Raw genomic sequence first — 11,862 nt, 5'->3', positions numbered from 1 at the left:
GTTGCGAGAACGAGGAGCCCATCAATGGCTGCGATTGCTCTTCCTGGCGATTGGACCGGACAGTACAAGGGATCGGAGCTGAACCTCTCGGGGTTCAAGCTCTCCTTTTCTGACGAGTTCAACACGCTTGATGTCGTGCCGAACAACGGCACCGGCAAGTGGTTCGCGCCTGTGCATGCCCCCTATGGGGCCGCCACGTTCATGTCGCCGGTGGGGGCAACGAATCCGTTCTCCGTCTCTGACGGGCAGCTGACCATTACCATGAAGCAGGTGGACGGCGTCTGGCAGTCGGGAACGATGCAAACGGTTAACAGCGCCGGCCAGGGTTTCGCGCAAGAGTACGGGTACTTCGAGATGCGCGCAGCCTTTCACGGCGGGGCGGGAGCCTGGCCGGCTTTCTGGATGCTGTCGCCCGATCAGACTGTGCCACGCGTCGAGGTCGACATCGTTGAAGCGTATGGGGGCGATCCTGATGGTCATCACCAGGCGGTGCACTTGAGCAATAAGGAAAGCCACGCTTCGAAAGGCAACTATACGGGCCTCGCCGGTTCGATGTTCGACGGGGCGTTTCACACCTACGGCGCGAGGATCACGACGGACTGGATCACCGTGTACTATGACGGCAAGGAGCTGAACCGCTTTCCAATGAGCGAGTCCTTCCGCACGCCGCTCTATATGCTGGCCTCGCTTGCCATGAATCCCCTTGAGGTCGAGCGGGCGTCCGGCACGTACAAGATGGTCATCGACTACGTGCGCGCCTATGCCGCGCCGGACGTGATGGAGCAGCACCTGACCGGGACGGATGCGGCGGATATCCTGAGCGGCGGCAATTTTGATGACGTTCTGGACGGCGGAGCTGGTGCTGACAAAATGTCCGGCGGTTTGGGCAACGATACCTACCGCGTCGACAACGCATTCGACGTAGTCATCGAGGCTGACGGCGCCGGCATCGATGTGGTCATCACCTCGATGACGTATTCGCTGTCCGGCCAGCAAATAGAGCAGCTCACACTCACCGGCGTTGCCGACATCGACGCGATGGGTAACGAACTCGACAACACGCTGGTCGGCAACGCTGGCAGCAACCTGCTCGACGGCGGGGTCGGTATCGACAGCATGGAGGGCGGCGCGGGCGACGATACCTACTATGTCGACAATGCGCTCGACCGCCTGGTCGAGGGCGATGCGGCGGGCAACGATTGGGTGTTCAGCTCGAGCACCTATTCACTGCCACGCTATGTCGAAAATCTGACTCTCATCGGCCTTGGCGCTATCGATGGTCGCGGCAATTCTTCCGACAATGAGCTGACCGGGAACAATGGGAACAACACGCTGGTCGGCCTTGCCGGCAACGACACCATAAGGGGCGGGGCGGGTAGCGACCGGTTAGCGGGCTATGATGGCGCCGACCTTCTCGATGGCGGGACCGGGGCCGACCTGATGAATGGCGGTACCGGCAACGATACCTATTATGTGGACAATGTACTGGACAACGTCATCGACGAAGCGGGCCTCGACCAGATTTTCAGCTTGGTCACGTACTCACTGGCGGCCGATCGCCGGCTGGTAGAAAATCTGCGTCTGACCGGAAACGCCAACGTCGGAGCCACGGGAAATTCCCTCGACAACGTGCTCGACGGCAACGACAGCGACAACAAACTGGACGGCGGCCGAGGCAATGATTCCGTGCTTGGGTGGGGTGGCAACGATACACTGACGGGCGGCCTGGGCATTGACCGGCTTACTGGTGGCGCCGGCAACGATTCCTTCGTTTTCAGCGCGCCGCTCTCAGTGGCCAACCGCGACATCATCACGGATTTCAACCATACGGCCGATACATTCAGGCTCCAAAATTCGGTAATGCAGGGGCTTGGAGCCACCGGAGCCCTCGAGCCAAGGTACTTCTTCGCTGGGACTAGCGCGCACGACGCCGACGATCACATCGTCTATGACAAGGTTACGGGTGCGTTGTTTTACGATTCCAACGGAAACGTCGCAGGCGGCGTGACACAGCTCGCGACGCTGACGAACAGGCCGACGCTGCTGGCCGACGATTTTTTCGTGATCTGATCCGGCGCCTACAGCGGTGCGCGTGAAAACGAGATCAAGCGTATCCTTCGGCGCCCGGCCAACTGCGGACTGTTCTCACGCTTGGAGAAGGAACGCTCAAAGCCACTGTCCGACTCTCTAGGGGTATGGGACAGTGGACAGCGTTGAAACATGAACCCATTGGGAGTTTCGTACAGGCCAACCCGGTCTAGGACGGAAATACGCGCGTTAGTGGGATCAGCCTATCAGATGCTTGCCATGATGAGCTCGGACCAGAAACCGGCGTCAGCCTAGCGAACTGCCCCCTGCCTTCGCTATTTCGGGCGCTTCGCGGGACACTTTCTTATCCGACGCGCTCTCCGGCCGCGGAAGTCTCAACCTTGCCAAAGGTGAACTTCTGACCCCTGAGCGGTTATCGCGGAGCGCATTCCGGGCCACAACCCGACTTTGCGACATCCCTTTCACTGATTCACTGCCCGTCTAGCGCCAGAATGCGAAATCCGCTGTGAGGGTGGGGGCTTAGCCACAACCGCTCAAGGTCGGTCCGTCGTGGCAGGGCTGACGTGTTTTCATCGAGCCAAGACTGACGCTAGTACCGTGCCGGGAATGAGCTATAGTTCAGATACTAATGACTGCCGGGCGCTTGGACAATGGCCGGACTGGGTGAACAGATTGCGCGTCAGCAGCGAACCATGGGACCGCTCCTGGTGGCGGCAGTGGTCATCGGCCTTATAGGTCTGCCCGTCGCAGCCTGGCTCGACCTGCGAGACCTATCGGAACGGATGCTGCGCACGCAAGCCAGCGAAATCAGCCGGATCATCGACGAAATGCGCGGATTCTACGGCAGCGACGTTGTGGGACGCGTGCTGCAAGCAGACGACGCCGTGACCGCGACGCACAACTACCGGGATGTGCCAGGTGCGATCCCTATTCCAGCAACCCTCTCGATCGAACTCGGCAAGCGCATCAGCGCTCACGACGGATCCGTCAAATATCGGTTCGTCTCGGATCTACCTTTCAAAGGTCGCGACCCCCACCAACTCGATGTATTCGAGCGGAATGCAATCCTTGCTTTGCGCGCCAACCCGAGGGAGCCGATCATCGAAGTCTCGGGTTCGCTGTTTGACCGGCACGTCCGCGCCGCGGCCCCTGTTGTAATGGGACAAGTCTGCGTGACCTGCCATAACTCACACCCGGACAGCCCCAAGACGGACTGGAAGGTAGGGGATGTCCGAGGGATCCAGGAGATATCAGTCAATCAGCCTATCGCTGCGAACGTCCTCACCTTCAAATATCTGCTCCTATATTTCGGCTTCGCGGCGGCGGCGGGCCTGACGTTCATTCTCCTGCAGCGTCGGCAGTCCGCCTTGGTTCAGGGCATCAATAAGGAGCTTTCCGAGGCAAACGACTTCCTGGCCGCGATTTCGTTGAAGATCGCCAAATATCTTTCGCCTCAAATTTACAAAAGCATCTTCAGCGGCCAGAAGGACGTCACCATCGCGACCGAGCGCAAGAAGCTCACGATCTTTTTCTCCGACGTCAAGGATTTCACCGCGATCGTGGAACGGCTCCAGCCCGAGGACTTGACGCTTCTCCTCAACGAGTACTTCACCGAGATGTCGACAATCGCGCTCAAACACGGCGGCACCATCGACAAGTTCATCGGCGACGCGCTTCTTGTGTTCTTCGGAGACCCCGAGACGCAAGGCGTCGAGGAAGACGCGAGAGCCTGCTTGCGCATGGCTGTCGACATGCAGCGTCGGCTGGAGCAGTTGAACAGGGTGTGGCATGACCGCGGAGTTGAACGGCCCTTCCGCGTTCGCATGGGCATCAACACGGGCTATTGCAATGTTGGGAACTTCGGTTCCGATGATCGGATGGACTACACGATCATTGGGGCCGAAGCGAACTTGGCGGCCCGTCTGCAGTCGATTGCCGAGCCCGGCGGCATCTGCCTCAGCTATGAGACTTACGCGCTCGTCCGCGACCTTGTCCGGGCGCGTCCGTTAGCACCGATTGCCATGAAGGGGATCAGCCGGGAGGTTGTCCCCTACGAAGTCGAGGGCCTCCTGGGTGAACTGGCCCAGCGCCCTCAGGTCATCAGCGAGCACGCGACTGGCCTCGACTTGTTCCTCGATGTTGAGGCAATCGACGAGAACGGGGTCGAGCGGGCGAAGAAACGACTTTCGGAGGCGCTTCTGGCCTTAACCATCCGAAGCAAGCCCGCCGCTTTTTAGGTTCTTGAACGTCTGATCCTGGACATGCGCGAAATCGTACCGAATTGGGTGCGGTGCTGGGGCGCAACACAGCGATAGGCAGGAACTTCCGAGCGGGAAGAACCGACCGACCAACCAATTGAAACAGGGCGTGACCGCATTTGCGGTGATCTCGCGAGGAAGAGAAACGCGGCACCGGAAGGGTCCTCATGTGGGGCGCCGTGATCGCCGCTTTGCTTTTTGTTGCGCTAATGGCCGTGTTCGTCCTCGGGCCGTTCTGGTCTTAGCCACCATGGACGAATGAAGCCCGCGCGCCCACGGGGGTAAGGACAGGCATCGCGAAACGGATCTGGAGAGAACGCCACATGCAGCAACCGAACAACCCGCCGCACATCGTGCCGATGCGGAGGCGCGCATGAGCGCGGCCCTACTGATGCCACGCGAGCCGGTGCATGGGTGCGTTTGCTTCGGCCAAACTAGCCAGCGCTTGCTCGACTTTTTGAGCCGAGGCGTCAGTGCGCTTGATGTGCCGGATCATTTGCTGCCTCAGCCGCGCGAGCCTTTCGGCGCGATATACATCGCCGTATCTCGCAGTTTCAAGGTGGAGGGTCGCGAGTATCATGGGCGACGATTCCGATTATCTAGCAGTAGAATTCGCGAATCCGCCTTTCGTTCCGATGTCCGACCTTACCCTCGCAAAGGCTGGCCGGACGGCCGCGACGAATGAGCCGCATCCCTGCCAAAAGAGAGATCGTCCGCTGATGCTGCTCAGTCGACCGCGGGTCCAACCAGACGGTAGCGGAAGTGATTGCGGACGTTCGTTGAAGAAGCGGCCCTTGGCGAAGGCGGCTCGGACCTCGGCGAAGGTCTCCGGCGGCACGTCCTCAAACTGGTAGCATTTACCGCTGGCCACGAACCACACCGAGAGGACTTTGCGCTCCGGATCGTATTCCGTTTTGTGTATCGAGGTGGACGGCATGACGTGACTACTCCGATCAGGGAGAGAGTCCATCTGAAGTTGCCCGCGCCCCACGGAGGGGAAGGACGCGGGCTGATCGGGAGGGGACACCGATCTCGCAGCACAGAAGATGCTGCAGGAGGCGAACGTCCTGCCCATGCCGGTGTTCCATAGGAAACAAAAAAACCCGCCGCACAGGAGAGCGACGGGGCGATCAAACGGTCACTGAGCGCGGGTGGGTCGGGATTTGCCCGGTTCGCGGATCGTGGAAAAATCCTAGGCGGCCGGCTGCGTCGCGTCTACCAACCGGCGGTTGGCCCGGTTGCTTGTTTGACAGACACGCGCTTATGATGGCTGCTTGAAGCGCCGATTGGGCCTTTTGCCGAGCGGCTCGTTGTGCGGGAGGGACGCTATGGCCCAGCAGGAGCAGTGGCAGCTGGAAGGCAGCGCCGCGGAACTCTACGAGCGCTACCTGGTCCCGGCAATCACAACCCTGTGGGCTGCCGACCTGGTGGATCGCGCTGCGCCTCTATCTGATGAGCGGGTTCTGGACGTAGCTTGCGGCACCGGCGTGGTGGCACGCTCCGCGGCCGAGCGTATGGGAAGTGGGCAGGTCGTCGGCCTCGACATCAACACGGGCATGCTTGCCGTTGCTCGATCGCTCCCGAGAGGCGCTGGACCGCTCATCGACTGGCACGAGGGAAGCGCGCTCGAAATGCCGTTCCCTGACGCCACCTTCGATCTGGTCCTTTGCCAACTCGGACTGCAGTTTTTTCCGGACCGATCGAGTGCGCTACGTGAGATGTTCCGGGTTCTGGTGCCTAACGGCCGACTGGCCTTAAGCGTTTTCAGCGCTATTGAGCATACTCCTGCGGCAAAGGCGCTGGCGGATGCCTTGGATCGGCATCTCGGTCCAGGCGCTTCGGCAACGAAACGGTCCGAGCATTCACTCGCCGATGCGGACGAGCTTTACCGATTGGTGGCCGGGGCGGGATTTCGTCAGGTGACCATCCACACGACGACACAGAACATCCGATTCCCCTCCTCAAAGGAATATGTGCGACTACAGCTGGCAGCGACTCCGCAGGCAGGGCTGGTCAGCGGAATGGATGCCGGACATCGGGACGCAGTCATCGCAGCGATCATGGGTGATGTAAGTTCCTCGCTGGCAATCTATTCAACAGGAGGGGAGCTGATGTTCCCCCAAGAGGCTCACGTCGTGCTCGCACGCAAATAGCGCAGCTGACTCTGCGGCATCCGGTGTTCAACAAGCGCCCACGCAAAGCGAGCTTAATTAGAGGAGGAGCGTAGCAAACCCTCCTCCTTGGCAGCAACCTCGAAGGCCTTCCTTACGTCGTCGGCTGTGCCCTCGCCCTCATGGACGGCCATGCAGGCCTTAACTGCCTTCTTCCACTTAGGTCCCCGCTTGGCCCACTTCATGAGTTCCGCAGCAGCTCCCTCGACGTTGTTGCAGCCGTAGGTGAGCCCAGGTCGGTCCGTCTCGATGTTGACGGGAGGGTGAAACCAATGAAGAGCCATGATACCTCCTACTCGGGCGAGAGATACATCTCCGCTTCCTTAGCGGCAGCCACGAAAGCCTTTCGAATCACATGAGGGTCAATCGGATCGCCCTCCAGTGCTGACAGGCAGAGGGTCCACGCCTTGTGCCAGCGAGGTCCTCTCCGGGTCCACCTCTTGAGCTGCTCAAGGGCTGCCCTCGTATTGTTGCAGCCATGCCTGACACCGTCCGTCTCAGTCTTCACGAACACCGGAGGGACGAACCAAAGACTTGCCATGATACCTCCTACCCAGGCGAGAGATACACGCTCGCCTCCTTGGCCGCCGCCTCAAAGACTTCACGGACCTCTTGGGGGGGCACTCTGCCCTTGAACGCGTCAACGCATGATTGGACCGCTTTCGTCCACTTCGGCCCCTTTGTGTCCCACGCCATGAGTTCCTCGGCGGCTCCCTCGATGTGGCTGACCCCATGGCGAATGCCCGGACGGTTCGCTTTCACGTAGACCCGGGGGGAGAACCAGAGGAGACTCATGAGGGGGTAAATTAGGGGATGCTCACATGTTTGGTAGAGGCGGGATCACAGCGGCGGCTCGGTCGATCTCTCTGACCGGCCTCATTTCTGGTCATGCCAGTCGGCTACGCCGAGCCTGGAACATTAGCAGCCACTAACTGTTATCGGGGACCAGTGGGTCAACCCCTGCCCCGCCCAGCCCACTGCAGATCGGGAGCAGCGGGTCGGCCCGCGCTCGAAGGAGCGCGGGCCCTTCCTCCGCCTCATTGGCCGCTCCCGATGCGGGCGCCGTGCCGCTAGGCTTTGGAACTCACCGGGAAACCGGGGAGGTGGTCATGAGAATTATTGGCGCCCTCGCATGTGTCGCTTTGCTTGCAGGTTGCGCAACAGCGGGCCCCCCCGGGCCCCAAGGGCCTGTCGGTCCACAAGGCCTGCCCGGCAAGCAGGGACCTAAAGGTGCAATGGGGGCTGGGGGTCCAGCGGGGAAGGACGGCGTCAGCGGTTGGGAAATCACCCAGTATGCAAGTGCGAACGATACAAGCCCAGACAAATCCGCACAGGCTTGGTGTCCCAAGCCAAAAGTCGTCATAGGTGGCGGTGCCAGCGCGTCAAATTCAAAAGCTTTAATTTCTAGGAGCTTGCCGGTTACTTCCCCAGCCCCAGGGTGGGTAGCACAAGCGAATGTAGCCGCTACGCCCCCAACAGCTTGGACGCTGACAGCATATGCCATTTGCGCGCTTGTCAAATAGTCGGCGCTTGGCCGGGCCGGTGAACTTTGCATTGTCGCGCCTCCTGCAGCGATGCGTTCATTATTCTCTCTTGCGATTCACGTGCCGGAGCGCCTCTTCGAGTCCCCTTGCAAGCTTACTGACTTCGTCGTTGGCCCATAAGTGCATGAAGAATAGCCGCGGCTCCTCGTCGAGCATATGATTGTGTAGGGCAGTGATTTCGATGTCGTGCGAGCGCAAGGCGCGCACCACGGGATTTACCTCGCTTGCCGTGAGCACGAAGTCGCCTTCCGGCCAGCACTGAAACCCAGTGTTAACGTTGTTGGCGGGTGAGAGGATGCGGCCCGCAGCTTGAGAGTGTAGGGTACAGCTCGCTGCCAGGCACGGAGGCGGAAATGAAATTGCTTCGGATTGCGCTCTTGTGCACGGGCACGATCAGCGTAGCAATGCCGGCCGTTCGCGCTGAGGATCAGCTTGTTCCGCCTAACCACGTAGAAGCGCCACAGCCGGCAGTTCATTGCGAGGGCCAAAACTGCTTGCCACCAGCCGATGACCCTGTCGAGGAATGCAAGGGGCAAAGTTGCTCGCCGGCTCCGCCGGTTGACCCAGGCCCGCAGATCGAACAGGTCGACTGAACAGCATCAGCCGAACACCCCGACTACGAAGATAATCGCGGATCCGTGGAAAAGGTTGGATTCCGGTTCCACTCCCTCCGCCAATGCAAACCCTGCCCCAAATTTCGCCCGTTGGATTTGGGGGATCGTCTGGCGAAACAACAGCTTAAAGACCAGCACTGGAGTGACGAAAGCAGCCGAGACGATGACCACGACAATTGACGACATATACCGGCCGCTGGCGTTAACCGGGCGGTTGCTTGTCCAGTGCTGGCCGCAGCTATTGCTTGTCGGCTGCCTCGGTATGATCGCTCATGATCTGCTGCTTCAGGGCGCCGTGACGATCGGCCTCCAATTCCCGCTAGGCGGAATGGTCATACTATCGCTGGTGGTTCTCGCTAAGCTGACGGTACTGGTCATGATGTTCGTGGTGCTCCGGCCGCACATGCCGGCAGTGGCGGCACTGAGACAAAAAGCGAAAAAGGGAGCGGACGAAACAAAACGCGAGCCGATCCTGGCGATTACCGCCGCTGCGATCCTGCCGTTCTTCGCCTATTATGCCGCGTGGGGTTTTCTTGGCGATACGGTTCGCGAATATTCGCGCATGGCGCTCGCCCAAGCCGATCTCGGCAAGAGCGTCGACATCTTCGCCATTCTTCAGTCAAGCGGCGTGGTACTGTCGATCGTCATATGCTGGCTGGTGCGTTTTGCCGCCAAGCGACTGAATGCGCGCGCCTCTCACCCCTACTGGCGGCTGCTGATCGTAGCGACGGACGCAACTTGGGTCTTCATCGGTCTCTACGCGCTCGGCGTATGGAAAGACCAGCTCATCCGCTGGCTTGGCGCAGGCGCCGCGCTGCAACAGCTCAGCCTCGATTTGCTTGCGCCGATAACTTCGGCGGCTGCGGCCGGCCAGTTCGTTCCCGTGGAATTCCGGCCGCTTCCCTTCGGCGAGCAGCTTCAGAATCTTTTCTTTTTCGCGTTGCTGCCGATTGTCTGGCTGGTGATGGCGGCGATCATCAACGGCTATGAACTTTCCGCGCCGGCCGCTCCCGGTCCTGCGCCCTCGCGCGCGACCTCCTGGCGGAAGTGGCTGAAGGATTTCACGGCTCACTTCGTTGGCGGCTACCGCAGCCGCTACTCGCCGGTCTGGACTTGCCTCAAGCTGACGCTCAGTGCCGGACTTGCCACGCTTGTCACCTTCGTCATCGCCTATCAGGCCATCTCGTGGGCCGGCGCCTGGATATGGTATGGCCTGACAAGGCTGATCGGAGCGCATGATCTCGGGACCTGGCAGATCTTCGCCGATACCATCAGCCTGTTCATCGGCAGCCCAAGCGAACTCGACGGAGGAATCGTGCTCGACGCGGTCCGGGTCGCGCTGCTTGCAGCCGTACTCGAGACTGCAGTCGCCATGGCTGGCGAAGCGCGTGGCATCAGGTCCGCGGCTCGCTGACGCTGAGATAACTCGGCAGCGCCGAGTAGAGGGCGATCGATAGCGTGAGGTTGCTCGCCGCAGGTGGAATCGAAAAGCTGGCAGCCATCCGTGCCGGTTTGCCGGGCTCCGTCGCCGCGAACGCCATGCCGCCACACAGAGACCGTTGCTCGGCCTCCGGATATTGCTTCCTGACCACCGGATCGGCAAACAGCGTTGGCCGCCATTCGCGACCGCTCCCATCGGAAAGCCGCACCTCGCAGGGAACGGCGCCGAGCGCTTTCGGGTCAGCAGCGAGAGCTTCGAATTCGGCAAGGACGACGGCGTTTCCCTCGCTGCCTGCCAGTCTGGTGAGGCGCGTCACGGTCCAGCTTGCGCCGGCATAATCGATCGGCTGCCCCAAGGTCGCAGATAGCGGCTGGCGCAAATGTTGGGAGCGCCAGTCCTTGATGCTTCCCCACGTCTGCGCGGCTAGCGCGGCAGGCAGTGCGACCACCAGCGCCATCATGCTCAGCCAATAGCCTCGCCGCCTTGACGTCACCTTTGCGGGAGAACTGTCCATGGCGGCCTTTCTTCGTTGCGGCGGATGGTGATCGCGGGCTCGATGTCTTTGCCGGAAACATCCGTGGTGATGCGGATCTCATCGTCGAGCGGCAGCAATTTTGTGCGTGCGACCACGACGGTCCCGCCGGCGACGGTATCCTCCGGCACTTCGAACACCAGAAGGACGCGGCGTGGGAGGCCGGGCTGGTAGGCATTGCCCGGCATCATTTCGATCGTCGCCGGCACCCGGTCGGTCAGGACATAACGGATGCCGCTGCGGCTCAGCCACTCGCCCGATGTGAGACCCAAGGTCTCGAATTTCGCCTCGGCCTCGCCTTCCGCCACAATCCATACGCCGGAACTCGTGTAGGTCTTTGACTTCCCGAAGGTCTCGACGTTGAGAACACGCGCCACCCGGGCGCTGTCCAGCGAAAGCGCGAACCCGCGGGCCTCCACACGCTTGTTCATGCCGCCCGAAGAGACGATCGGCGATGTAATGTCGCTGTACAGCGGTCGCGTGTGCTGCATGCCGTAGAGCACGGCGGCAGCGAACAGCAGCGCAAGCGCCGAACGCACCATGCGCATCATGGCGCCTTCTCCACCGGCAGATCGACCGTCGCAACGGGATCACGGTCGTACCACCCGCTTGCGCCGTAAAGATTGTCGCGCAGCTTGTAGATCTGGCCGGTGACGGTGACCGTCACCTTGTCCGGCACGGGCACACCGGCCGGCCACTCCCAAGCCATCGTCAGGCGTTCCGACATGTTGGGATTGAAGTATCCCGCCAGATACTTGTCGCGATCGAGATAAACCGTTGGCATCGGCAGCTTTTGCGCCGGCGCGCTGAGCGTGACGACGCGGTAGAGCACGTTGTTCGGTGTGGCGGAACGGTTCACCACATCCAGATCCACCATCACAAGCTGCACGGGTTGCAATGGGGGAACGCCTGTCGGCGGCACTGTTCCGACACGTGCCGTTCGCAAGGTCACAAACCAGCGACCGGTATCGATCTGCTGGCCCGCCTGCACAACCGGCACCTTTGGCGGATGGGCAGCTTCGTAGAGCGTCATCGAAAACGAGATTGCCGATGCGGCCAGCCCGCCCAGGCCTGCAATCAAAAATGCATACAGCCTTTGCCGTATTGTCGTTCGTGTCTGTTCCGTCATGCGCGGTGCGGTATGCGATGGTCCTCAGGCCAGCCTTATACGATGCGAGCTACTCCATCGGACAATAATTGTTACATCGTTTAAACAGCAGCGCTGTCATCTTAAGGTGGTTCAGTGCAGGGAC

The 11,862-nt window shown here is 60.7% G+C and carries 11 protein-coding genes and 1 pseudogene; 4 read left to right on the top strand and 8 right to left on the bottom strand.

Features of this window, described 5'->3' with window-relative positions; genetic code table 11:
* The first annotated feature begins 24 nt into the window (after positions 1-24).
* Both CIT26_RS13550 and CIT26_RS13545 read left to right on the top strand, forming a co-directional pair.
* Positions 25-2,070 (top strand): family 16 glycosylhydrolase, encoded by a 2,046-nt coding sequence (locus CIT26_RS13550; protein WP_095493033.1) that lies wholly within the window; start codon positions 25-27, stop codon positions 2,068-2,070.
* A 629-nt stretch (positions 2,071-2,699) separates the two neighbouring features.
* Positions 2,700-4,286, top strand: a complete 1,587-nt coding sequence (locus tag CIT26_RS13545; protein ID WP_095493032.1) for an adenylate/guanylate cyclase domain-containing protein — start codon at positions 2,700-2,702, stop codon at positions 4,284-4,286.
* A 616-nt stretch (positions 4,287-4,902) separates the two neighbouring features.
* Here CIT26_RS13545 and CIT26_RS37575 read toward each other — a convergent pair.
* Positions 4,903-5,244 (bottom strand): KTSC domain-containing protein, encoded by a 342-nt coding sequence (locus CIT26_RS37575; RefSeq protein WP_095493082.1) that lies wholly within the window; start codon positions 5,242-5,244, stop codon positions 4,903-4,905.
* A 391-nt stretch (positions 5,245-5,635) separates the two neighbouring features.
* Between CIT26_RS37575 and CIT26_RS13530 the strand changes: the two genes are divergently transcribed.
* A complete protein-coding gene (locus tag CIT26_RS13530; RefSeq protein WP_095493030.1) occupies positions 5,636-6,460 on the top strand; it encodes a methyltransferase domain-containing protein in 825 nt (274 codons plus the stop codon).
* A 53-nt stretch (positions 6,461-6,513) separates the two neighbouring features.
* Here the strand turns inward: CIT26_RS13530 and CIT26_RS13525 are convergent, their stop codons facing one another.
* The 4 genes and pseudogenes from CIT26_RS13525 to CIT26_RS37570 form a co-directional block, all read right to left on the bottom strand.
* Positions 6,514-6,762, bottom strand: a complete 249-nt coding sequence (locus tag CIT26_RS13525; RefSeq protein ID WP_095493029.1) for a DUF982 domain-containing protein — start codon at positions 6,760-6,762, stop codon at positions 6,514-6,516.
* 8 nt (positions 6,763-6,770) lie between these two features.
* The gene (locus tag CIT26_RS38760) at positions 6,771-7,019 is read right to left on the bottom strand and encodes a DUF982 domain-containing protein (RefSeq protein WP_095493028.1); all 249 of its coding nucleotides are present in this window, start codon (positions 7,017-7,019) and stop codon (positions 6,771-6,773) included.
* An 8-nt stretch (positions 7,020-7,027) separates the two neighbouring features.
* Complete coding sequence (locus CIT26_RS13515; RefSeq protein WP_095493027.1) at positions 7,028-7,273, bottom strand: DUF982 domain-containing protein; 246 nt, start codon at positions 7,271-7,273, stop codon at positions 7,028-7,030.
* Positions 7,274-8,061: 788 nt separating this feature from the next.
* Positions 8,062-8,268: pseudogene (locus CIT26_RS37570) on the bottom strand (DUF1259 domain-containing protein); the annotation flags it as partial.
* Between the two features lie 531 nt (positions 8,269-8,799).
* Between CIT26_RS37570 and CIT26_RS13500 the strand changes: the two are divergent.
* Complete coding sequence (locus CIT26_RS13500; protein ID WP_095493024.1) at positions 8,800-10,050, top strand: hypothetical protein; 1,251 nt, start codon at positions 8,800-8,802, stop codon at positions 10,048-10,050.
* On the opposite strand, the gene CIT26_RS13495 is transcribed toward CIT26_RS13500, so the two are convergent.
* Genes CIT26_RS13495 through CIT26_RS13485 form a run of 3 tightly spaced genes read right to left on the bottom strand, consistent with a single transcriptional unit; the run spans position 10,031 to position 11,642 of the window.
* Entirely contained in the window at positions 10,031-10,591 is a 561-nt protein-coding gene (locus CIT26_RS13495) for a hypothetical protein (RefSeq protein ID WP_143747839.1), read from the bottom strand. The genes CIT26_RS13500 and CIT26_RS13495 overlap by 20 nt on opposite strands.
* The gene (locus CIT26_RS13490) at positions 10,567-11,160 is read right to left on the bottom strand and encodes a hypothetical protein (protein WP_095493022.1); all 594 of its coding nucleotides are present in this window, start codon (positions 11,158-11,160) and stop codon (positions 10,567-10,569) included. The genes CIT26_RS13495 and CIT26_RS13490 overlap by 25 nt, the downstream gene beginning before the upstream one ends.
* Positions 11,157-11,642 carry a hypothetical protein gene (locus tag CIT26_RS13485; RefSeq protein ID WP_143747838.1) on the bottom strand — a complete coding sequence of 162 codons (486 nt, stop codon included), beginning with the start codon at positions 11,640-11,642 and terminating at the stop codon, positions 11,157-11,159. The genes CIT26_RS13490 and CIT26_RS13485 overlap by 4 nt, the downstream gene beginning before the upstream one ends.
* Between the last annotated feature and the right edge of the window lie 220 nt (positions 11,643-11,862).

The organism is Mesorhizobium temperatum (genome assembly GCF_002284575.1).
GTDB lineage: Bacteria > Pseudomonadota > Alphaproteobacteria > Rhizobiales > Rhizobiaceae > Mesorhizobium > Mesorhizobium temperatum.
Note: the sequence above shows the minus strand (reverse complement) of the source record. Positions and strands in the feature narration are given on the sequence as shown.

What these genes read in the sequence shown, in the direction of transcription:
- CIT26_RS13550 (WP_095493033.1), top strand. Translation starts at nt 25, where the DNA reads ATGGCTGCGATTGCTCTTCCTGGCGATTGGACCGGACAGTACAAGGGA.
- CIT26_RS13545 (WP_095493032.1), top strand. Translation starts at nt 2,700, where the DNA reads ATGGCCGGACTGGGTGAACAGATTGCGCGTCAGCAGCGAACCATGGGA.
- CIT26_RS37575 (WP_095493082.1), bottom strand. Translation starts at nt 5,244, where the DNA reads ATGCCGTCCACCTCGATACACAAAACGGAATACGATCCGGAGCGCAAA.
- CIT26_RS13530 (WP_095493030.1), top strand. Translation starts at nt 5,636, where the DNA reads ATGGCCCAGCAGGAGCAGTGGCAGCTGGAAGGCAGCGCCGCGGAACTC.
- CIT26_RS13525 (WP_095493029.1), bottom strand. Translation starts at nt 6,762, where the DNA reads ATGGCTCTTCATTGGTTTCACCCTCCCGTCAACATCGAGACGGACCGA.
- CIT26_RS38760 (WP_095493028.1), bottom strand. Translation starts at nt 7,019, where the DNA reads ATGGCAAGTCTTTGGTTCGTCCCTCCGGTGTTCGTGAAGACTGAGACG.
- CIT26_RS13515 (WP_095493027.1), bottom strand. Translation starts at nt 7,273, where the DNA reads ATGAGTCTCCTCTGGTTCTCCCCCCGGGTCTACGTGAAAGCGAACCGT.
- CIT26_RS13500 (WP_095493024.1), top strand. Translation starts at nt 8,800, where the DNA reads ATGACCACGACAATTGACGACATATACCGGCCGCTGGCGTTAACCGGG.
- CIT26_RS13495 (WP_143747839.1), bottom strand. Translation starts at nt 10,591, where the DNA reads ATGGACAGTTCTCCCGCAAAGGTGACGTCAAGGCGGCGAGGCTATTGG.
- CIT26_RS13490 (WP_095493022.1), bottom strand. Translation starts at nt 11,160, where the DNA reads ATGATGCGCATGGTGCGTTCGGCGCTTGCGCTGCTGTTCGCTGCCGCC.
- CIT26_RS13485 (WP_143747838.1), bottom strand. Translation starts at nt 11,642, where the DNA reads ATGACGCTCTACGAAGCTGCCCATCCGCCAAAGGTGCCGGTTGTGCAG.